This window comes from Streptomyces sp. 1222.5 (genome assembly GCF_900105245.1).
GTDB classification, from domain to species: Bacteria; Actinomycetota; Actinomycetes; order Streptomycetales; family Streptomycetaceae; genus Streptomyces; species Streptomyces albidocamelliae.
In genome coordinates this window covers 132,211-152,699 of record NZ_FNSZ01000002.1, presented here as the reverse complement: position 1 = coordinate 152,699, position 20,489 = coordinate 132,211, and the positions used below count along the sequence as shown (strand labels likewise).

The 20,489-nt window shown below is 69.0% G+C and carries 15 protein-coding genes; 8 read left to right on the top strand and 7 right to left on the bottom strand.

The features are described 5' to 3' along the window. Positions 1 to 450: 450 nt before the first annotated feature. Positions 451 to 1,857 (top strand): NucA/NucB deoxyribonuclease domain-containing protein, encoded by a 1,407-nt coding sequence (locus BLW57_RS40165; RefSeq protein ID WP_093481254.1) that lies wholly within the window; start codon positions 451 to 453, stop codon positions 1,855 to 1,857. 71 nt (positions 1,858 to 1,928) lie between these two features. On the opposite strand, the gene BLW57_RS40160 is transcribed toward BLW57_RS40165, so the two are convergent. Further along, positions 1,929 to 2,543: a hypothetical protein gene (locus tag BLW57_RS40160; protein ID WP_093481253.1), complete on the bottom strand. Its 615-nt coding sequence runs from the start codon at positions 2,541 to 2,543 to the stop codon at positions 1,929 to 1,931. Positions 2,544 to 2,847: 304 nt separating this feature from the next. On the opposite strand from BLW57_RS40160, the gene BLW57_RS42840 reads away from it, so the two are divergent. Further along, entirely contained in the window at positions 2,848 to 3,342 is a 495-nt protein-coding gene (locus tag BLW57_RS42840; RefSeq protein ID WP_256339896.1) for a hypothetical protein, read from the top strand. 892 nt (positions 3,343 to 4,234) lie between these two features. Here the strand turns inward: BLW57_RS42840 and BLW57_RS40150 are convergent. The 4 genes from BLW57_RS40150 to BLW57_RS40135 all read right to left on the bottom strand — a co-directional run bounded on the left by BLW57_RS40150 (position 4,235) and on the right by BLW57_RS40135 (position 8,597). Continuing rightward, a complete protein-coding gene (locus tag BLW57_RS40150; protein ID WP_073901763.1) occupies positions 4,235 to 4,492 on the bottom strand; it encodes a replication initiation protein, RepL2 in 258 nt (85 codons plus the stop codon). A gap of 53 nt (positions 4,493 to 4,545) precedes the next feature. After that, positions 4,546 to 4,998 (bottom strand): MarR family transcriptional regulator, encoded by a 453-nt coding sequence (locus tag BLW57_RS40145; protein WP_073901547.1) that lies wholly within the window; start codon positions 4,996 to 4,998, stop codon positions 4,546 to 4,548. Between the two features lie 863 nt (positions 4,999 to 5,861). Next, positions 5,862 to 6,419: a telomere-protecting terminal protein Tpg gene (locus BLW57_RS40140; RefSeq protein ID WP_093481252.1), complete on the bottom strand. Its 558-nt coding sequence runs from the start codon at positions 6,417 to 6,419 to the stop codon at positions 5,862 to 5,864. Positions 6,420 to 6,431: 12 nt separating this feature from the next. After that, a complete protein-coding gene (locus BLW57_RS40135; protein ID WP_093481251.1) occupies positions 6,432 to 8,597 on the bottom strand; it encodes a telomere-associated protein Tap in 2,166 nt (721 codons plus the stop codon). 564 nt (positions 8,598 to 9,161) lie between these two features. On the opposite strand from BLW57_RS40135, the gene BLW57_RS40130 reads away from it, so the two are divergent. The 3 genes from BLW57_RS40130 (at position 9,162) to BLW57_RS40120 (ending at position 13,586) form a co-directional block, all read left to right on the top strand. After that, on the top strand, positions 9,162 to 10,427 hold the full coding sequence (locus BLW57_RS40130; RefSeq protein WP_093481250.1) for a ParA family protein: 1,266 nt from the start codon (positions 9,162 to 9,164) through the stop codon (positions 10,425 to 10,427). Next, the gene (locus BLW57_RS40125) at positions 10,424 to 11,731 is read left to right on the top strand and encodes a ParB/RepB/Spo0J family partition protein (RefSeq protein ID WP_093481249.1); all 1,308 of its coding nucleotides are present in this window, start codon (positions 10,424 to 10,426) and stop codon (positions 11,729 to 11,731) included. Before BLW57_RS40130 ends, BLW57_RS40125 begins: the two co-directional genes overlap by 4 nt. A gap of 1,078 nt (positions 11,732 to 12,809) precedes the next feature. Continuing rightward, positions 12,810 to 13,586 (top strand): DUF6008 family protein, encoded by a 777-nt coding sequence (locus BLW57_RS40120; protein ID WP_371127884.1) that lies wholly within the window; start codon positions 12,810 to 12,812, stop codon positions 13,584 to 13,586. Positions 13,587 to 15,534: 1,948 nt separating this feature from the next. On the opposite strand, the gene BLW57_RS40110 is transcribed toward BLW57_RS40120, so the two are convergent. After that, on the bottom strand, positions 15,535 to 16,491 hold the full coding sequence (locus BLW57_RS40110; RefSeq protein ID WP_176986005.1) for a ScbA/BarX family gamma-butyrolactone biosynthesis protein: 957 nt from the start codon (positions 16,489 to 16,491) through the stop codon (positions 15,535 to 15,537). Between the two features lie 109 nt (positions 16,492 to 16,600). On the opposite strand from BLW57_RS40110, the gene BLW57_RS40105 reads away from it, so the two are divergent. Both BLW57_RS40105 and BLW57_RS40100 read left to right on the top strand, forming a co-directional pair. Further along, positions 16,601 to 17,227, top strand: a complete 627-nt coding sequence (locus BLW57_RS40105; RefSeq protein ID WP_093481248.1) for a ScbR family autoregulator-binding transcription factor — start codon at positions 16,601 to 16,603, stop codon at positions 17,225 to 17,227. Next, positions 17,224 to 18,195: an NAD-dependent epimerase/dehydratase family protein gene (locus BLW57_RS40100; protein WP_093481247.1), complete on the top strand. Its 972-nt coding sequence runs from the start codon at positions 17,224 to 17,226 to the stop codon at positions 18,193 to 18,195. The genes BLW57_RS40105 and BLW57_RS40100 overlap by 4 nt, the downstream gene beginning before the upstream one ends. Here the strand turns inward: BLW57_RS40100 and BLW57_RS40095 are convergent. Continuing rightward, the gene (locus tag BLW57_RS40095; RefSeq protein WP_256339894.1) at positions 18,163 to 18,846 is read right to left on the bottom strand and encodes a TetR/AcrR family transcriptional regulator; all 684 of its coding nucleotides are present in this window, start codon (positions 18,844 to 18,846) and stop codon (positions 18,163 to 18,165) included. The two genes, BLW57_RS40100 and BLW57_RS40095, sit on opposite strands and share 33 nt — an antisense overlap. Before the next feature lie 421 nt (positions 18,847 to 19,267). Here BLW57_RS40095 and BLW57_RS40090 point away from each other — a divergent pair, with 421 nt between their 5' ends. Beyond that, positions 19,268 to 20,455, top strand: coding sequence for an IS701 family transposase (locus BLW57_RS40090; RefSeq protein ID WP_371127883.1), 1,188 nt, complete (start codon positions 19,268 to 19,270; stop codon positions 20,453 to 20,455). Positions 20,456 to 20,489: the final 34 nt, after the last annotated feature.

Sequence of the window (20,489 nt, the reverse complement as noted above, 5' to 3'; positions counted from 1 at the left end):
ATCGGTCACGTCGGGCCGCCTTGCGCTCCTCGTGGGCAAGCACGGCAACGGGCCGACGCCACGATCACGGTCGCGTCCCAGTCGACTTCCACGTCCCCTCGGATCAGGATGATCACTGCGGCTGCCATGGCATGAGCGCCTTGCATGACAAACGCCGCCCGCATGATGCTTTCGGCCTATTTGGTAATACCCTTCTCCGTCATGCATCCCTGTACTCGCGGGGTCCCGCGCCCCACGGGAGGAGTGGGCTGACGCGCTCCGCGATGGCGTGCGTGAGTCCTGCCTGCATGTCTCGCCGAACAGGCTCACCACAGCAGCTTCGCCTCCGCTCGTGGGTGCATCGATCGAGACAGATCCGGCGCGTTGCGAAGTAGCCCTTAGCGGGGGCAGATTGACCGATCCTGTGCTCGTCCTCGTAAACGGTGACCTCAGCCATAGTTCATTTGTTCGATGCCTGATGGGGTGATGTTCCCGTTCACAAGACATGGGAGGACAGCCGCCTTGCGTACCAGCAGAGGCTTAACCGCCGCAGCCATAGGCATCGCCAGCCTCACCGCGTTACTCACCGGAACCGGCGCCCAGGCCGCCGGCCATCCGGCCAGCCAGCAGGAGCGGATCGTCTGGATCCGGTCCAGCAAGCCGATCGAACTGCCGCTCGGCACCGACTACAGGACGGACCTTGCCAGGCAACGCTCCGCCGCCAAGGTGGAAACGCTGCCCGACACAGAGACACCGCAGGCGCCGTCCCCGTCCAGCGAAGCCGACGAGCAGCAGATCGCCCAGGAGAGCGGCGAGACCTACGTTGCCGAGCCCGGCGACGCTGCGGCCGGTCAACGGCTGCGCGCCGCCAGCGCCCTGACCAAGGAACAGTGCCGGGCTATGGCGGACGCGCACGACGACGCCGGGAAAATCATCAACCACTTCAGCTTCTGCCGCTGGGGCTACAACACCGCCGTCAAGCTCAACGGGCAGGGCGGGGTCGAAGGCATGGTCCGGTTCCGCGAAACGGAAATCGGTACCGGCTCCGACAACATGCGCGACGCGACCGTCGAGATCCACACGGACCAGGTCGTGGCTTCCGGTAAGTTCAACGACTCCGCGCTGATGAGCTTCCAAGTCACCCAGGCGGGCTGGCCCTCCGCCAGTTCCTGCAAGGTGGCCGACATCTCCTCGAACCCGTTCACCACGACCGTCGGTGACTGGCGGGACGAGTACATCGCCTACGGCCTGGTGTCGGCCAAGGGCAGCGGCACCGGTCCGGACGACATCGCGACCTGCGTGTACAACCACCACTGGAAGGTCACCGGCGGCGGTGCCACGACGCCGTGGAGCGACGGTCCCTCCAACGGCATGCGCTTCGACTCCTCGAAGTCCCTCGGCAGCAACTTCTACGACGCGGGAGTGATCTTCGATCGTGTCACTCCGTCGTTCTTCTACGACCGGGCCCAGAACGACACCGAGGGCGTCGCGAAGCACATCTACGACGCGCTTAACAAGCCGCAGACGACCTATCCCACCAAGGCGGGCAAGGTCATTCCGGGCGACATCTGGAACGGCAACTGGCGCCCCCTGCACCGCAACTGGACCAGATACGACGCTGACGCAGCAGAGACGACGCGGAAGAACCGCAACGCCAAGGACGCCGCGTGCCGGGGCCTGAGCCGCCCCGACGACAGCCACCAGTGCGACGAGTTCCCCTTCGCATCCACCAAGGAAGGCGCCGGCCTGGGCGACAACAACTTCTCCGTCCGCTACGTGCCGGGCAAGGAGAACGAACAGGCGGGCCGCGAGCTCGGCAACTGGTACGGCAGTGACCGGATCCTGCACAACAACGCGTACGGAATCTATGTGAAGTAACCGGCATTCGCCGGCCGGGAGGGGGAGCCGGCGCCGCGCCGCCTCTCCCTCCCGACGAGCGACCGTGCACGTCAGCGCGTGTTGAGCGGCGGCTTTCCGTGCTGGCGGGCAAGGCGCTCCCGTCGGCCCTCCACCCGGCCGGGTTGCGGCGGCTCCTGCGTGCCCGAGGGGACGAACACGATCACATAGCTCTCGAACACGTCCGCACTGTCCCGTTCCTCGCGCTGCGCCGCGGAGTCGAACCGTTCGCGGGCATCGGCCCGGCCCTGCGCCCACACCTGCACCCGGTACGTGCGGGCCGGGTCGAGATCGACAATGGGCTCACCCGGCTCAGCGTGCCGACCGAAGACCTCGACGGGCGCTGTGGCGCCGCCGGCCGTGCCGTTCATGGTGTCGAAGGCGGCCATGCGCCCCGTGTAAATCGGCTGGTAGTCCACTGAAGTCAGCAGAACCCAAGCTGGTCCTGGCGCCTCGTCCGCTCGGTCATTGACAGCCAAGACGACCGGCGCACGATGTTCCTGGACCCGCGACGTCACGACGATCTGCCCCGGAGCGACGACGACCGGTTCCTCCGTCCGTAAGTCTGGCTTGGCCTCCCTGCGCTCGAATCCCGACTCCCACAGCTCCCCCACCGGGAAGTGGCTGTACTCAATATCGACGGCACCGACGCGACTGATGTGTGGCATGCACGCAAGCCTGGCAGGAGGGCACGCACAGGGTCTATGAGCAGTCACACGCCTCCGTAGCAGGGCCACGTGGGGTGCCGCGGCGAGCTCGCGGCACTCGGCGGTCTCTCCCTGCCTGGCAGGGCGACCGGACCGTGATCGTTATCGTCGCGTGTGCGCCGCAGGCGGCGTTGGAGGACGACGGCGGTCTCGATGAGCGGGGTGCCATACGCTCTGCAAGTGGCCCATGTCGCACCACTGACCTACGTAGATGCGTAGTGCATGCCGTCGGCTCCGCTAGCTGGAAGTACTGGGAGACCTCCTCATGAGCACTGCGCGCAACCGATTGGCCGCACCGGCCTGCACCGCCGCAGCCGTGTCGATCCTGCTTCTCAGCTCGTGCAGCCAGAGTTCCGACGACCACACCAACGCCAAACCCTACCCCTCAAGGTCGGGCACCATCTCACCTCCAGGACCGAGTTCCACGCCGGACGGCCAGCTGATCAAACGCGCCACCGCCGTTGTGGCAAGCGTGCCCGGCGGAGCCCTGCTGGAAGGCGGGTCGGAGCGTGTAAAGGACGGTATTCATACGCGTCCTGTGCTTCGCGAGGGCAAGGCCTATCGGCTCGTGCTCGCCTGCGTCGGCCAGGGACGCGCGTTGCTGACCGTCGTCCCCAAGAAGTCGGGCGCCGACGCGGTGATCCCCTGTGACCAGGCCGTGGTCCAGCAGCGAATCAAGGGGCACGGGCCGGTCCACATCGACGTCGTCGGGTCGAAGGGCACGACTGGCGCTCTCGCCTGGAGCATCAACGAGCTCTAAACCGCCCTGCGCTGTCCGGCCACCACGAAGCCGGGTGCGGTGATCCTCTCGCACACGAGCAGGGCGGGTCGGCCGGCTGAGGGACTCTGAGTTGGCAGCGGGTGTGGCCTGCGGCGGCACGACGGCCATGACGGATGACGGGCGCGACGGGGGTGCGAGCCCGGCGGGTTCGGCAGAGGGAGGCGGGTTCGGAAGCATCCAGGCCTTCCGGGCAGCCTCCCTGCGGCCGGTACGGCTACCCCGCTCACTCGAGCCTGACCGCGGCCAGTGCCTGGCAGGAGTCCGCCGCGGTGCATCAGGCGGGCCGCGATCGCGACGGCCTGATGCTTGGCGTCCAGCGCTTGGACCGGAGCGAGGAGGCGAAGTCTTGTGATTCCGGTGCCCCACGGCGGTGGCTTTCGGTCACGAGGCGGCGCTCAACTGCCGGGGTGGGCTCCGCCGTGACCGGTTGGTCGTGCGCGAAGGACGCCTCTTCGTACGCTTCCGCTTTCTGCAGTCAGTTCTGCGCTGCCTGGTTCGCGTCCTCGGCCTGCGCAGGGCCGTCCGCTGACTGGTGCGCCGAGGACCCCGGTCGTCGTCCGCAGATGTCGACGCGTACGGGATCGCAGAGCGTCGGAGATGACTGCGCCATCCGGTGCGTAGCGCTGTGATCTGTCGTGGCCCGGGGGTGTCGTACGACCGCTATCGCCGTTGGAGTCGCTGCCGCAGCTGGGCCGTTTTGACGACGTCCTTCCCATACTGCTCGGCCTGATCTCCTTCCGCTTGGCTGAGCCTGCGGTGACACGGCGCAGTGCTTCGGACCTGGTGCACATGTGCACCAGATGTAAATCAGCCACGTTCTCAGAACCGCTCCTCATGTACGTCACGTCAATGAGGTGCGGTCCTCAGGACGTCATGTCGCGCGGCGCAGGGGTACGACCACGTTCTCCCCCATGCGCTTGGGGTCGAGGCGGTAGTACTTGATGTGGCCGATGCGCTCGGTCTCCTCCAGCCAGCCGGCTTCGATGACCTGCTTGCGGGTGCGGGAGAAGACGGGAGGGGCCATGCCGACGAGCTTGGCCAGGTTGGCCGCGGTCTCGAGGATTGCGCCGGAGCGGTCGGTGGGGTGCAGGGCGTAGAGCATGACGACGAGACGCTGGTTGGCGGTCATGCCGGCGGTCTTCTCGAGCAGCTCGAGGTTCTTCCGCTTGTCGTCAGTGGTGTTCACTGGGCCTCCCACCGAGCAGGGACGTTGTCATCGAAGCCGGGGATGTTCGGCGGGTTGCACGTCTTCACTGCTTCACGTTGTTCAAGTCCGGTCCCGTGAAACGCGATGTACGGGCTGATCCGGTAGAAGTTGTAGTTGCCGATGCGTCCGCGAACGATCAGGATCCGGTGCTTCGCGAGCTTTCGGTTGATCTTTCCCACGGCGTCGGTCGACATCCCCACGCGCTTGCCGATGTCCGCTCCAGTGGCCCTCAGCGGCTCCATGCCTTCGGGTGACACGCCGATCCACCAGAGGACGAGGAACTTCTGACTGGGCGTGAACGCCTTGGATTCGGTGATGGCCTCGACACGTGCCTTGTCGACCTGTGTGTGCCGGCCGGAAAAGGCGTACGGCGCATAGGGGACCGGCTCGCCCGTGTCGGCGTCGACCAGTCTGCGTACTGCTCCCAACGGGGCCCTCCGTGCACGGGGGTTGATTGGTGGCTCATGAAGGACGGCCGCGAGGCCGACCAGATGAACTTAACGTACATGAGCAGGAAGTCAATCAACTCCGCCTGTCGGCCGCGTCTTCTGTCGCCACGCTACGGAATCGCCCCGTCCACTATTCGGCTTCTCAGGCCCGAGTCATGTACGTGACGTCAATCTGCCGCTGTCGTAGGAACGTGGTGCCCAGTTCCTACAGACGTGGTGGCAGTTCTCCTGACCGCTATGGCAGTTCGGTCAGTCGTGGTGTGCTGTTCCTGGATCGTGGTACTGCGTCCGAGGGAACCGTGCACACGGTTCCTAGGATCGCCCTCTACGGCCACAGGAACTGCCTGGCAGTTCCCACGGTCGTGGTTGTTCGATGCATTTCCGCAGTTCAGAGGCGCTTTTACGGCTGCGCTCTCTTACCTTGTGCAACAGGCCCGCCGTGAGTGTGTCCGTGCACCCTCTGCTCCTCCGCATCGGATACCGACCGCTCGCCCCACCAGCCTCAGCCCTTGGACGGGTCACCCCTTGTGGTCCGCGCCTGATAGTGGATCCGCAGTGTGGGAGGGCGCCTGGTGACTGCCGTCAAGCCCGGGCCCGTACCCACCGCTTTCCGGCGCGTACGGGCCCGGGCCACGACGAAACGGCTTCGCGCCGGAAAGTGGTGGGGCAGCGGGGTCCAGGGGCCGGCGAAGGCCCCTGGTACCACGCTGCCCCGCCACCCCCGGGATGTCCCACGTAACGCGCGCTCCCCTGCCGACCGGTTCCGGCACCCGGGTGTGGGTGCTGTGAGCCGCACCCGAGTTGCTACAGGTCCCGGCAGGAGAGTTCTGCACGGGCGCTGGTCAGAGCTCGAACTCCACGTGTTCGAGGTCCGTGAACTCGACCTCCAGGCCGTGGGCGCGGCGGCCGCTGTCGCGGAAATAGACCTCTCCCAGGGCCTCGGCCGCGATCTGCTGGAGCTGCTGCTCGGTGGCGCCGGCTTCCTGGGCGTCGAAGAGCCGGGCGGCGTGCTCAGGTGGCAGGGCCAGGGTGAGATGGCGCAGGCGGGCGTCGTCGGTGGTTCCGGGGGCTGCGGTGAAGCCGAAGCGGGCGCGCGTGTCGATCATGATGCCGTCGGTGGTGGACGCGGCCTTCTTGGCCCTGGCGCGGATCTGGGGCTGCCAGCGGCGACGCACTTCACGCTCCATACGGGCGGCGAGGTCGGGCCGGGGTCTCTTGATCTGGTCCTTCACGTACCGCTCGACGGTCCGCTGGGTGATGCCGAGCAGCAGGGCGACCTGCTTGGTGCTGCCCTTGAACTGCTTGACGAGATAGCGCATCTGGGCTCCGGCGGACTTGGGAACGGGGCGTGTGAACGCGCCCTCCACCGCCTTCTCGAGCTCTTCCCCGACGTCTGCCATCGGCCCTGTCCCCTACTCTCCGCTGTCCTTGGCGGTGATCTCGCCGGTCTTGATGTAGCGGGCGAGGTTGGCGATCTTGCCGTCGGCGTTGAGCTGCTCCTGTACCTCGGCGCCCCACAGCACGCTTTGGGTGCCCTCGTGCTTGACCATCCCTGGGGAGACGCCGAGCCGGAAGGAGCCGGGCACGGTCTTGCCGTCGGCGTTGTAGGGCAGGACGTCCAGCGGGCCGGGCCCGTCGGCGGCGTACACGGCGCAGTCCGACAGAACCGCGACCGGGTACCGGCCGGTGGCCGCGGCCAGGTGCAGCATCTTGCGATGCATGCTGATCCGGGCCCGGGAGATCACGACCGCGCGGATGTCGGGCCGCCACGTCGGCCGGGACAGAGCTGGCCAGGCCTGCCCTGGCTTCCAGCCTCCGCCGCGGGCCTTTTCCCGCAGCTTGCCGATGCCGCCCTTGACGGTCATCTTCACCGCGTCCACGACGATGCCCAGCTCACGGTCACGGCTCTTGTAGCCGTCCATCGCGGTCAGGAACTCGGCCGGGGGCAGCTTCTCGGCGACACCCAGCTCGGCCATGGTGTGGACGTAGGCGTCGCGCAGCCGCTTGTACCAGCCATCCAGGAACCGGCCGCTCTCGCGGCGCACCCACGCCTCCAAGGGGGCCACCTCGTAGCCCAGTTCCATCGCGTACGCCACGGTCGGGGTGGCGTACCAGGCCGGACCCGCCGGACGTTCGCCGGTCGGAGTGAACGGGCTGGGCAGCAGGTGGCCGTGGAGCCGGTGTCGCTGCCGGCCGATCAGGACCTGGGAGAGGTCGACGCCGGAGAGGTCGACCAGCCATGCCCCGGGCAGCATCGGGTCGAAGGCAGGGTTGGTGACGTGCTCGGGGGGTGTCGCGAGGCCGACGACGGCGCCGTTGGCGGCCGCGCCGAAGGCGAGGTTGACGTCGATGCCGACCAGGTGACGCTTCATGCACTCGTCATCGGTGAGTTCGCGGGCCCAGTCGTACGCCTCCTCGAAGAGCTTCTCGGCGGGGCCGCGTACGTGGAAGCGGGGCAGGTCCTTGAGGACGGGGTGGCCGTCGGGCGCCTCGCAGGGAGCCGGGTCCATCGGTGCCCTGCCGAGTGAGCCGGGCCGGTGCTGGGAGCGGCGCCGGCCGTCGGCGTCCGGCTCGCCGGCGCGGATCGGCGGGTTGAGGGCCGTCATGAGCTCTAGGCCCGTCACGGCGGTGGAGCCGACCGGAGTCATCACCCGCCGCGCGAACGTCCCCAGGACCCGGGCGAGTTCCGCAGGTGGCAGCTGTGCGGCGTGACCCCAGGCCCGGTCGTCGAGGGCGTGCCAGGACGGGATGCACAGCTGCACGCACTGCCGCCGGCCGCCCTGCGCCGGGCGGTAGATCCTGGCCCAGGGCCCGAATCCGCGCTTGGTGAGCCGCCACTCGGCGCGGTCGAGCTGCTTGAGGACCTTGTGGGTGTCCGGGAGGCGGCCGGCGAGCCGGTCCTCTTCGGAGAGCTGGACCGGCAGGCCGTACCGCTCGCACGCGGCCGGAGTGAGCACGAGCAGCGGGTCGGCGTCCTTTCCGGACGCGTTCAGCCTCTCCGCGCCGAGCTGACCTTCTTTCAGTGTCCACTCCACCAGCGCGGGGAGAGACTTGGCCGGTACGTCCAGGATCAGGCCGCCGGTGCCGTAGCCGGTGATGTGACGGTCCGGGCCGGCGTCGAGGACGAGGAGCGGGCCGTGCGGGTAGGCGCCGCCGGCCGTCGGGGCGGCGGGTGCGGGGAGGGCGGCGTGCTGTTTCGGGCGTCGGGTCGGTGATGTCCTGGGGGGTGTAACCGGGCCGGGTGCGGGTGCCGGCGTCTCGGGTGCCGCAGCCGGGCGCTCCGTCACCGGCTGCGGCGCGGTGGGGGCGGAGGGCGCTTCCGGGACCGGGAAGCGGTCAGCCAGCTTTTCCAGCAGGCGGGCGTAGGCGGCGCGCTGCGGGGGGCGGGGTTCGTTCCTGCCCGACTCCCAGCTCGCGACGGTCTCGCGGCGCGTGCCGAGGGCGGCCCCGACCTGGGTCTGGGTGAGGCCGGCCGCCTCACGTAGGCGTTTGCGCTCCGCGACCGGCGGCAGGTCTTCCCGGGTGACCTGCTCCAGCAGTGCGTCGACGGCGCTGAACAGCTCGTTCTCGGTGGGCATGCAACGACCTCCTCGACCATCCTATCCCGAATCGCACGCTGGATATCACCTCGAATCGCGTATCGGATCGCTCTTGAGGCGCGCATGAGACTCACGGGTGCTGTGGCGCCGACCGCGAGTCTGACGGTTTCGCTGCCCAGGGGCCGTCACGGAATCGGAGAACCCTCTCAGCGGCATGGGGAGGGCCGCCACGGATGCGTCTGGCCCCCGGCCGATACGGACAGGCGGTCTGCCGTGATCGGCGCCTCCTGTCGCGGCCGCCATCTCGAGGCGTCGCTCGGCGTCCTTGTTCGGGCTCGGCGGGTCCAGCTATTACGGCGTCATAGCCGACCGCCTTCAGGGTGGCCGGCAGGCGGTTCGCCGGTGCTCCGGCGGCGCCGTGTCGGTGGCCGGTCGCGGCGAGCTATTACGGCGTAATAGGTGCCGCGTCGCCTCGATCCAAGGGGCGGCTATTACGGCGTAATAGGTCCCAGCGGTCCTGGTTGGCCTCTGATTGGCCCTCAGGAACCCGCTAACTAACGTGTCGATGCTTGCAACGATCTTGAACGTTAGTAAGGTGTCACCATGAGTTCGCCAGCCACCTCCAGCGACCGCGAGAAGGTCGTCTCCAAACTGCCGGGATGGCTCCGGCAGAACCTCAAGGTTCGAGCCGCCCAACACGGCATCGAGATCCAGGCAGCCGTCGAGCAGGGCATCCGAGACTGGTGCGCCCTCGCCTCCACTCCCCCGTCCGTCGACACCTCGGGCGCCGACTCCTTCGCCACTTTCCTGCCGCCAGGCCAGTGGGAAGAGTTCCGGCTGCTCGCCACGGACCGCCGGGTCTCCCTCATCCAGGGACTGGCCCAGTCCGTCCAGTTGTGGCTCGACTCCAACCCCGCGCCGGATGTCGAGCGTCCCGAGGTCACCCGTCGCATCATCGTCTGCAACCAGAAGGGCGGCGTCGGCAAGACCGCGATCACCGCCGGTCTCGGCGAGGCGCTCTCCGAGGACGCCAACAGCCTGCACTCGGTTCGGGTGGCCAAGGCTCTCGCGCAGGCTCTGCGGGCGAGCGACGCCGACGCAGGTGACGAACCTCCCGCCACCGACCCGCTGGACATCGAGAACCTGCCGGGCCTCGGGCTGCGCGTGCTGCTCGTCGACTTCGACCCGCAGTGCCACCTCACCAACCAGCTCGGCGGGGCTCCCCTTCCCATGAACGGGGACAGCCTCACCAACCACATGGCCGGCGACCCCAAGGGCGACCTCCGCGACCTGATCGTCTCCATCGACGAGGAGACCTTCGGAGGCCGGCTTCACCTCCTTCCAGCCTGCAACGACGCCTTCCTGCTCGACGTCCGGCTGTCCGCCGTACGCGCCAGGGAAGCGGCACTGGAGCGCGCCCTCTCCCCGCTGGAAGCCGACTACGACGTGATCCTCGTCGACTGCCCGCCGAGCCTCGGCCTGAGCATGGACGCCGCCGCGTACTACGGCCGCCGCCGCGACGGAGAGAAGCCGGGACAGTCCGGGGCACTCATCGTCGTCCAGGCCGAGGACAGTTCCGCCGACGCCTACGAGCTGCTCACCACACAGATCGACGACCTGCGCGGCGACCTCCAGATCGACATCGACTACCTCGGCATCGTCGTCAACCTCTACGACTCCCGCCGCGGCTTCATCGCCACCTCCTCGCTCCAAGGGTGGATCGACATAAAGGACCCGCGGGTCGTCGGGCTGATCGGCGACCTCAAGGAACAGAAGGAAGCCGTCCGGATGAAGCGGCCTCTGCTGTCCTACGCCCCCAAGTCCCAGCAGGCGATCGGCATGCGCGCACTGGCCCGGGAGATCGCATGAGCAAGGCCGACCAGCTCGGCGCCGGCCGTTTCGGCGGGGGAGTACGTCCGGTCAGCGCGCGCCGCCAGGCCGTCGCGGCCGCCACCGGTGTGCCCACCGACGGCGTCGCCCCGCCCGGCGAGCTCCCGCCGCACCGCATCAGCCTGAACCCGGACAACCCCCGGTCGAGCCTCGGTGACCTCACCGACCTGGCGGGCAGCCTGAAGACCCACGGCCAGAAGCAGGCGATCACGGTCATGAACCGAGACGCCTACATCAAGGTCAACCCCGAGCGCGAAACCGACCTCGAAGCCGACACCACCTATGTCGTCATCGACGGCAGCAGCCGGCTCGCCGCCGCCCGTGAGGCGCAGCTTCCGACCATCAAGGTGATGGTCAGTGACGATCAGGGCAGCAACTCCGAGGAGCTGCTCGAATCCGCGCTGGTCGCCAACATCCACCGGCAGGATCTGAACGAGCTGGACGAGGCCCGTGCTCTGGAGCGGCTGCTGACCATCCACGGCAGCCAGACGGCTCTGGCCAAGCGGCTCCACCGGTCCCAGGGTTGGGTGTCGCAGCGGCTCGCCCTGCTCAAGCTCACGCCGGAACTCCAGAGCCGGATCGGGGTGGAGCCCATCGACCTGCTGCGTGCGGTCGCCGGCAAGCCGGTCGATGAGCAGGAGGCGGCACTTCGGCGACTGAAGGACGAGCGGGCTCGCAAGGAGGAGGACCGGCGCGAGCCCCCGCGCGCACAGCCGGCGCCGAGCGAGGAGGCCCCCGGCTATTACGGCGTAATAGAGGGGAGTGCGTCGAGGGACTCGGCCTCGAACGACCAGGGCGCCGCTGCGAAGGACACGGGCCACGGCGTCCCCGAGCACGAGGGCTATTACGGCGTAATAGAGGAGGGCCCCTCGGCCAAGCCGCCCGCGCCTGGCCCGGCGACCGCCCCGATGCTGGTGCACCGGGAAGACGCGGAGGGCGAGGACTATTACGACGTAATAGGAGACGGACCAGCCGAGGCGATCGACCCCTCCGCGCCGACCGCAGCAGAGGAGTCGCCGAAGCAGGCCGTTCCGGAACCGCGCGCGGACTCATCGCCGACGAGTTCGACCGACGACGTCACCGCCTCCAGCGACCGTGCGCGCAAGGTGCCCTACGACGAACCCGGATCGCTCGCCATGCTCCTGGACACGAAGATCGAGTCCGACGAGGTCTTCTTCAGCCTCCTGGAGTTCCTGAACACCAAGGCGATCGACCGGGATCCCGCACGGTTCGAAGAGCTCGCGCGCTCCGCCGCCAAGCAGGCCGCTGCTCGGGTCGGCTGAACCGAGGACACCATCAAGAAGGGGTCGGCACTGCTGCCGGCCCCTTCCGCTTTCCCGAGAACTATTACGCCGTAATAGCCATCAGCCCCCGTCACCGTCGTCGTCAGCTCCGCAATGGAGCCTCCGGCCTTTGGGTCCGGCACGACTTCCTCCCCCTCACCGGGCGGATCGAGGAGCTCCGGGAGGCACGCTCTCTGTCCAGGGTCCGGACGTCGATACCGGGAGTCGGCGCCAGGACCGGGGCACGCCCCGTGGTAGCGGTCGGCGACGGCAGCACCTTCCCGACCGTGGGCCACCCGGCCGTCCGGTCTCGCCCCGGCGGCCCGGAGTTCGAGCTCATTGATTCGCGGCGAGCGCCTTCCTTCCTGGAGAGGGATTAGGCAGTGGCAACGACCCCATCAAGTCCGGGTCGAAGAGGCACTTCACGTCATCCCCCAGCAGGTCGCTCACCTCGCCATGCTGCCCGGAGCGCCGCCCCGACGCACCGCCGTTTCCGCCGCCCCAGGACATAGGCGCACCCCGCGTGGAGACGGTGCGGGCGTGCGGGCCGCTCGAGTCGGGGGGCCCGAGGGCTATTACGGCGTAATAGGGGACGGCGACGAGGGCCCGACGAGCGGGAGGCACTCGGTGGGCCGGTCGGTGGGCCGGTCGGTGGGTGCGGAGGGTGGCCGTACGGAGGGCGGTGGGGGCGGGGGCTATTACGGCGTAATAGCCGACTGCGCTTCGCGTGGGGGTGGGACAGATGCGTGGGGGCTGCGCCGGAGTCCGAGGGGGGCTTCTCAGCGGGGGCAGGCGGGGTCCGACTGCGCGGGCGCTATTACGGCGTAATAGTCGGCGGAGCCGGTCGGATGTCCGGCTTGGCCGGACCGTCCGCAGGGTGTGAGAACCACTGGCACACCGTCAGGAGGATTCGTGTACGAAGCACTTGAAATTGCGCACCGCTGAAGTAGCCGCGCAGTGGCCCGAGTTCCTAAGATCACGCAGAGCGTCAGACAGGTCGCTGCTCGAAGTCGGAGCCGGAGGGGGCATTTTCATGGACCACACGCACGGAGCACACGGAATGAGCGGGATGGGAGGCATGGGAAGTACCGTTTCTTCTCTGGACACCCTGGGCGCCGTCCTCTTCATCGGGTGGGCCGTCGCGATGTGGGCGGCAGTCGTCGTACTCGCCCTCGGGAACCGGGGCCAGGTCCGGCCGTGGCTGTACAAGACGGCGGTCGCCCTCATCGGGCTCGGTGTGATCGGGCAGATAGGTCACTTCCAGGAGCACGTCGCTCAGGTCGGCTACTGGGTGGCGCACCCGTACTCCCCGGCCTGGATGACTCCCTGGGCGAACGGTCTGTCGCGCGGCATGGGGCAGGTCGACTCGAGCAAGCCCATGCTCGGCATGGAGATCCTCCACCTGACCGGCAACTTCATCTTCCTTGCGGGCCTCGTCGGCATCGCGCAGATCACCCGCCGGGCCGCCGGAGAGCTCAAGTCCCGCAAGTGGGCCAAGATGGGCGTGTGGATGCAGACCATCCACGGCCTGGAGCACGTGGCGCTGACCCTCTCCGTCGCACTCGGCGCCAGCCGTGCCATCGGGCTGTCCACCTGGTTCGGGCTGATCGAACCGGGCCCGGCCCTCGTGACATACCGGGTGTGGTGGCACTTCGTCGCCAACCTGATCGGCACGGCCATCCTCGCCATCGCGGTCTACCACCTGTGGAAGGAACGGCGCGCGGTCAAGGCCGGATACGGGGCCCCCGTGGCCGAGGTGTCCGAAGCGGACGTGACGGCGGCCGTCGTTGACTCGGCGGACGTCGGATCCGAGCAGAGCCCCGAGGCCGAGCCCACCCTGGCCGGGCGTTCCTGAGAGTCCTCGGTCGAGGCGGCCGCCGCCAGCGGTACGGCAGCGGGTCTCCCACCCGGTGTGACGCGGCACCGCCAGCACAGACCGTGCGGGGAGGGGCGGCCGCAGGTGCCGTTCCTTCCCGTGCAGTAGCCGTCGCCCACCGGTGCGGGGGGAACGAGGTCGGGGCCGGGGCGGCAGCCTCGGCAGAGCCCGGAATGCCCTGGCCGGTGGGGGCGTTCGCAGCTCGGGCAGCAGGTCTTCGTGCGGTGCGTGAGGGGCGGTGCGGGGGCGGCCACGGAGCGGGGTGCGCTCGGTGCGCCGTTCCCCTTGGCCGTTTCCCGGCGGGGGAGCGGTACGCCGTCCCGGCGGGCGACCTCGCCCTCCGCGACCACCTCCCAGCAGATACGGCAGCGTGCGCCGGTGGACCAGAGCACGCCCGTTTCGCAGTCCGGATGCGCGCAGCCCCAACGGGGCAGCGCGACACCCAGTAGCCAGCGGCCCGCGTCCCGGATGTCGGCGACCACGGTCTGTGCGAGGCGTTGCGTGAGTCTGTCTCGCAGCCGCTCCACGGGCGTGCCGTCGGCGAGTTGGCGCGCGATCTCCCGGCCGATCCTGCGTTGCACGTAGGTGTTCACGTTGGCGAGCAGGAAGCGGACCGGCTCCAGTACGGCGTGGAGTCTGCCGCTGAAGGTGAGTTGGGGTCCGGAGTACGGCTTCCTGCGGTCGGGGGAGAGGTTGGGTTTGTCATCCGCGCGCAGCGCGAGCACACCCGCTGCCCGGTCTGAGGCCGGTTCTTCGCGCGTAGTGGCGACGTGCTTGTCCACCGGTACCTCGCCTACGGCGGGTGAGACAGGCGCAGCGTCGTTGTCGGGTCGGTCAGTCTTCAGGTCTTCCTTGTACGCGAGCGAACGGTCATCAACTTCGGGACCCGATCGGTCATCAAGTACGGGGCATGCACAGGAGGGTTGGGCGTTGACGACGAACTCGTGGCGCCCCTGGAGACCGGCTCGCCGCACTACGTCGATCCAGCCCGAGGCGGCCAGTTCGTCGATGATGCGGCCTGTCGCGTCGATGCTGATGGCCTGGCCGGCGCGGGGGCCGGAGTGGTGGCGCAGGAAGCCGGCGAGGACGCCCTCGGTCAGGGGGACCCTCTGCACGACGGCATGGGCGATGATCGCGTAGGCGCGCAGCAGCCGGGGGCGCAGGTGTTCGCTCGCGGTCACGGGCAGCCAGATGAACCGCTCGGTGGGCTCCAGGGGGCGGACCCGGCGGCGTGCGGTGGTGCCGCGGCCGCCCGGCAGGGAACGGCGTGTGTTCAACGGGAGTTCGACGACACCGTCGGGTGCCGGGGCACGCAGGTGTGCCAGGCCCCGCTGCACGGTGGACACTGAAAGGCCCAGGTAGGCGGCGAGGGTGGCGACCCCCGCGGTGCAGCCCTCTTGGCGCAGGCCGAGCGCCTTGACCTTGATGTAGACGCTGAGTGCCGCGTCGGGGTAGTGGGGCGACTCGACGAGCCGCATGGGCACCTTCACCCGCCCGCGCGGCAGGGCAAGTGCGCCGCTGCGGTGGGATCCAGCCAGAGACTGGCGGGATGCCGACTGGCAGTTACTGGCATCACAAGGGCCTCCCGCCGCATAAACGTGGTGGGAGGGCTGGTGCATTACGAAACTCTGGTTCATTATGGAGAGGTCTCTGTGCAAGAGGCATGCGGAAGCCGTCATTCGGCGGCTGACTGGTTCTGGCAGGACCTGGCATCGCGCGTTTCTCGGGCTGGCACCCGGAAACGGGCCTGCGCCCGTCGAGTTGGCTCTCGACGGGCGGTGTGAAAAGACCGCGGACCCCAGTGCTGGCACACTGGGGGTCGGTCGGCGACAGTCCCCTTGGCAGGGCACGGGTCGCTCATGCGCGTTCTACATCATCCCCCCGGCGCATCGTTGTGTTGTGCTGCGTGAGTGGTGCCTCTCGGTTCTCAGAGCGAGGCGGCGTCCGCGAGTTCCGCCGTCGCATGGAAGGCGAAGGAACCTTTCTGTCTGGCATTGACGCGCAGAGTGCGTCGGGTGCCGGATGAAGAGGACGTCGTGGGTATCTGCTCCGCCTCGATCCAGCACGGCTCGTCGAACTCGACGTAGCGGTTGAACGAGACGTCCAGCGACACCGGCAGGGCCGCCCCCGCCTGCGCGGGGTCCATGGCGTGGCCCGCCTGCCGGACGGCCTCCAGCAGGAGCATGCCCGGCACGTGGTCGACGGGGTGGTCGAACAGCACGGGATGGCTTGTGTCGACGCGCAGTTGCCAGCGACCGCTGTCCTCGGTCGGCGACAGGACGATGTCCTGCAGGCGCAGGCGGCCGACGGCGGCCCGCGAGACCGGCTCGATCGGCTCCGGAACGGCCGCGAAGATCTCCTGGGTGTTCCGGCCCGCCCGCAGGCGCTGGTAGACCGCGGGGGAGTGGCTGTTGAACCGGATGCTGGCCATGGCCAGCAGGGAGCCGGCGCGAACGGCCTCCAGGTGCATGACCATGGTTCGCGGCATCTTGCCCTGGTACTTGATGTCCGAGCAGGTCACATGGAGTTCGATCTCGGCGGGCGTGGGTTCGATGCGCAGTGCCTGCGGGTTGATCGCGTACTGGAGCCGCGACCAGCTGATCTGGTGTCCGAACGGCATGTGGTAGCCGACGTGCATGAGCAGCAGACCCGTCTGCCGCACCGTCTCGCTCAGCAGCAGCGGGTCGTACAGGCCGTGCTCGGAGCTGTAGAAGCTGTGGCTGCGCGGCCACTGCGCGGTAACCGTGAAGCTGTCGGGCCCCCCCTTGCTCCAGCCGGTCAGGAACACCTCAGACAGTGCCGCGCGATGCACGTACTCCCGGGCAACCGTCGTGGTCAGCACGGGCTGTCTCACCGCAGTGGGTCGTTCCGTGGTGATGAGCATGCCTCTCCCCCTGGCGCTCGTATGCGGAAGCCCCTCCTCTATCGGTCGAGGGGCCCGACCTGTAAAATAAGGGTGTTCGTTTTTTTTGTCGAGAGAGTCGGGACCAGCAATGGGCGAGCCGAAGCAAGAGAGGGCAGTAAGGACGCGAGACGCGATCCTGACTGCGGCCGCCGAGATCTTCGACGAGTTCGGATACAGCGGCGCGAGCATCAGCAAGATCATGAGTCGCGCCAACGTCACGCAGGGCGGGATGTACTTCCACTTCAAGTCGAAGCGGGAGCTGGCGCATGCCGTCCTGACGAGCCAGCAGGAGTTCGTCGCACATCCATCCGAAGGGTTCGGCCTGCAGGGGCTTGTGGACCTGACGTTCTTCACCGCCCATCAGTTGGTCAGCAACGTGCTGTTCCGGGCCAGCGTCCGACTCGCCGTCGAGCAGGGTGAGTTCGGGCCGCGCGACGACACGGCCTACCAGGAGTGGGTAGAGCAGCTGTACGTCCACCTGCGTGCCGCGCGCGAGCAGGGCGAACTGCTTCCCGAGGTCGATGAACGGGAGTTCGCCAACGTGCTGGTGGGCGCCTACACCGGTACGCAGGTCTTCTCCAACATCGCCAGCGGGTACGTGGACCTTCCCGAACGCCTGGTCTCCATGTGGAGGTACTTCCTGCCGGCCATCGCCACCCCGCAGGGCCGGGCCCGGGTGAAACTGCCCGCCGACGTCGCGAGACTCGCGGCATGAGACGTACGCGGGTCGTGCTGACCGGTGCCACCGGGTTCATCGGATCGGCGGTGCTGCACCAGCTGGCACGGTTACGCGGCGAGGCCGGCGGGCCCGCCTACGTCTGTGTGGTCGGCAGACGGCTACCCGTCGGTACCGCGGGACTGGCCGACGAGTGGACGCCGGCCGACCTGGAGGAGCCGGGCAGCCTGCGGGGCGTCTGCGACGGCGCCGATGTGCTGCTGCACCTCGCGGCCTCGCAGAGCTCCAACGAGGCGTACAGCACGGCGGTCAACGTCCACGGGACCGCCGCGCTGATGCGTGAGGCGGCCCGGTCCGGGGTGGAGCGGATCGTGCACCTGTCCACGGCGGCCGTCTACGGGCCGGGCCCGCACCGGGGGATAGGTGTGGACGAGGTCGTCCCCGCCCCCCTGTCCGTCCCGAGCCGCACCCGGCTCGCCGGTGAGAAGCACGCCCTGGCGGCAGGAGCGTGCGTCCTGCGCCCCGGCCTCGTGCTGGGGCGGGGGGACCGGTGGGTCGTACCCGCTCTCGCCGAACTCATCACCGCGGTACCGGCCCTGTGGAACGGCGGCCGCGCGCGTGTCTCCATGGTCGCCGTGGAGGACCTCTCGCGTCTCATCGCGCACATCGCCACGGTGGCCCCCCTGCCCGGGCCCCGCGTCTGGCACGCCAGCCATCCCGATCCGGTGACCACCGGCGACCTCCTGGCGGCTCTGACCCGGCACCTCGGCCTGCCGGCGGTGTCGGCGGAACTGGCCTGGGACGAGTGCCGGTCCCTTCTGCGGGCGTCGCCCTGTCGGCTGAACGAGCGCCAGCTCGCTCTGGTGGCCCGCGACCACTGGTACGACAGCCGCGAGATCTGGCGCAGGGCGGCATGCGACCCCGGTCCCGGTCCGCTGTCCCGGGTGCCGGGGGCCGCACCGTGGTACCGCTCCCTACTGGCGCCCGTCCCCGACCACCACGGCTGACGGGCCGAGGAGGACCGGCTCCTCGGTGATGGCGGCCGCGGGGCCGCCGGCCGCGTGGGCCCCCGTGTCGACCGCCACGCCCGCGATGGCCACGTGCCAGAGCCGCTTGAGCTGGGCCACCGCGCTCTCGAAAGCCATGTCCGAGCCCATACGGCTGCGCAGATAGGCCTCCGCACCGCTGGTCAGGTACTCCACCAGCGTCGTGACGTCCGCCGGCAGGGCGGCTGCACGAAGTTGACCGGTTTCATGTGCCTCGTCGAGGAGCCGGCGCACCGTCGGCAGCCAGACCTCGGACCACGGGACGGCGTCCGGACGCTCGCGGCTGAGGCGGATGGCGGCCCGGACGGAAGGCTCCCGCTCCATCAACTGGGCCAGTATCAGCGTCAGATCGACCACCACGCGCAGCGCCGAGCGGGGTTCGGCGAGAACACCCTCCACCGCCGTCCGGGTCACCGACCGCCCGGCCTGCTGGACCGCGTCGGCCAGTTCGCTCTTGGACGAGAAATGGAAGGTGACGGCGCCTATGGACACGCCGACCGACTTGCTGATGCGCGACAGTGACGTGCCTTCGTAGCCGGCACGGTCGAACTCCGACGCCGCCGCTCTGACCAGGGCCTCGCGCGTACGCATGGCCCGCTCCTGCTTCACCATGCCGTCTCCCGAAGAGGGCTGCAGGCCGCCGGAGTGCACGCGGGCGTACTCCCCGGGCAGCGCACGGCCGTGCTGTCCGTAGCCGAGTCGAAGATCGCCTCAGACCACCACCTTTGCGCCACCTCGCGATTCCTGGCAACCCGGAGTTGCCCAAGCTGCGCGAGATGGCGGCCGAGGCCGGCGTGTGGACTGCCGCGCAGGTCAGCGCTACTGCCGCGCACGCCGTAGCCCGAGACAGGGCGCTCCCGCGGAGTCGGCGCGACGACCGTGTCGCGAGGCCCGGCGAGGACCGACTTGGCGAAGTGCATCCGGCAACTCTCCTTAGTCGTGAAAAAAAGAGGGCGTTCGCTATTATTTTAGCGTGGCCAGCAGTCGCCGGCCGATGTCAGGGAGGGAACTTGCCATGGTCACGCACGCTTTGATGGCTTCACAGGCCTCGCTACCGGTGTTCGCGGAGAGTGTCTTCGAGTGCCTGCCGCGCAGCGACCAGAGGCGCTGGGCGCAGGCCTACGTGGAGGGACTGCTCGTCACTGAGGGCAAGAAGACGGTCCGGCGGCTCGCCGCGGCCGTCTCGGCGTCGCCCGCCGCCTCGCAGTCGCTGCACCAGTTCGTCAGCGCCAGCCCGTGGGACTGGATGCCGGTCCGGGCGGAACTCACCCGCTGGGTCGAGCCGCGACTGGCCCCGCGTGCCTGCGTGATCACCCCGGCCATGCTGCGCAAGCGCGGCGAGCACTCCTGCGGTGTGCACCGCCGCTTCCTGGCCTCCACCGGCCGCTCGGTGACCTGCCAGGTCGGCATCGGGATGTTCCTGTCCTCCTACGAACGGGCCGTGCCGGTCGACTGGCGCCTGCTGCTTCCCGGTTCCTGGGTGAAGGACCACGAGCGCCGCGTCCGGACCAAGATCCCCGCCGAGGTGGGCCCCCGCTCCGTCGAGCAGCACGCCCTCGACCTCGTCGACACCCTCGCCGGCAACAGCCGCACCGCACCCCTGCCGGTCGTCGCCGACCTGGAGGCCGCCGGCGGGACGCACGCGACCTCCCTGATCCACGGACTCGCGCTGCGCGGACGGGACTTCGTGGTGGCCATCCCCGACCGGCTCCAAGTCGCCGTCGGCCGGCGCCTGCGCATGCAGAGCCCGAACGGCGAGGACGGGCAAGGCCTGGTGCTCGCGGCCCGCAGCCTGTTCGAGTTCGACGCGGGCACCCTCACCCGGATGGAGAGCGTGGCCCCCTGGGACGGGCGCGGACGGCACACCACCGTCATGTCCGCCTTCGTACGACTGCCCAGGGCGGGACAGAGCGGCGAGCGCATCGACCGCACGTACCGCCTCTTCGCCGTCCGTCCAGAGGGCGGGCGGCGCCCCGTCCAGATGTATCTGACCAGCCTCACCCACACCCGCATGGAGTCGGTGCTCGCCCTGACCCGGACGCTCGCCCAGGCGGAGAGGTCCGTGCGCACCCTGTCGGACGGGTTCGGACTGCTCGACTTCGAGGGGCGCTCCTACCCCGGCTGGCACCACCACATGACGCTGGTCTCCGCCGCGTACGCCTACAGCAGCTTCGACCAGCGTCCCACCGGCGGCGGTCAGCGCATGCTCATGGCGGCCTGAACATCCCGGCCGACTCGCAACGGCTTCGCCAAGT

Coding starts and splice junctions, on each gene's coding strand:
- BLW57_RS40165 (WP_093481254.1), top strand. CDS start 451: ATGCCTGATGGGGTGATGTTCCCGTTCACAAGACATGGGAGGACAGCC.
- BLW57_RS40160 (WP_093481253.1), bottom strand. CDS start 2,543: ATGCCACACATCAGTCGCGTCGGTGCCGTCGATATTGAGTACAGCCAC.
- BLW57_RS42840 (WP_256339896.1), top strand. CDS start 2,848: ATGAGCACTGCGCGCAACCGATTGGCCGCACCGGCCTGCACCGCCGCA.
- BLW57_RS40150 (WP_073901763.1), bottom strand. CDS start 4,492: ATGACCGCCAACCAGCGTCTCGTCGTCATGCTCTACGCCCTGCACCCC.
- BLW57_RS40140 (WP_093481252.1), bottom strand. CDS start 6,419: ATGGCAGACGTCGGGGAAGAGCTCGAGAAGGCGGTGGAGGGCGCGTTC.
- BLW57_RS40135 (WP_093481251.1), bottom strand. CDS start 8,597: ATGCCCACCGAGAACGAGCTGTTCAGCGCCGTCGACGCACTGCTGGAG.
- BLW57_RS40130 (WP_093481250.1), top strand. CDS start 9,162: ATGAGTTCGCCAGCCACCTCCAGCGACCGCGAGAAGGTCGTCTCCAAA.
- BLW57_RS40125 (WP_093481249.1), top strand. CDS start 10,424: ATGAGCAAGGCCGACCAGCTCGGCGCCGGCCGTTTCGGCGGGGGAGTA.
- BLW57_RS40120 (WP_371127884.1), top strand. CDS start 12,810: ATGGGAAGTACCGTTTCTTCTCTGGACACCCTGGGCGCCGTCCTCTTC.
- BLW57_RS40110 (WP_176986005.1), bottom strand. CDS start 16,491: ATGCTCATCACCACGGAACGACCCACTGCGGTGAGACAGCCCGTGCTG.
- BLW57_RS40105 (WP_093481248.1), top strand. CDS start 16,601: ATGGGCGAGCCGAAGCAAGAGAGGGCAGTAAGGACGCGAGACGCGATC.
- BLW57_RS40100 (WP_093481247.1), top strand. CDS start 17,224: ATGAGACGTACGCGGGTCGTGCTGACCGGTGCCACCGGGTTCATCGGA.
- BLW57_RS40095 (WP_256339894.1), bottom strand. CDS start 18,846: ATGGTGAAGCAGGAGCGGGCCATGCGTACGCGCGAGGCCCTGGTCAGA.
- BLW57_RS40090 (WP_371127883.1), top strand. CDS start 19,268: ATGGCTTCACAGGCCTCGCTACCGGTGTTCGCGGAGAGTGTCTTCGAG.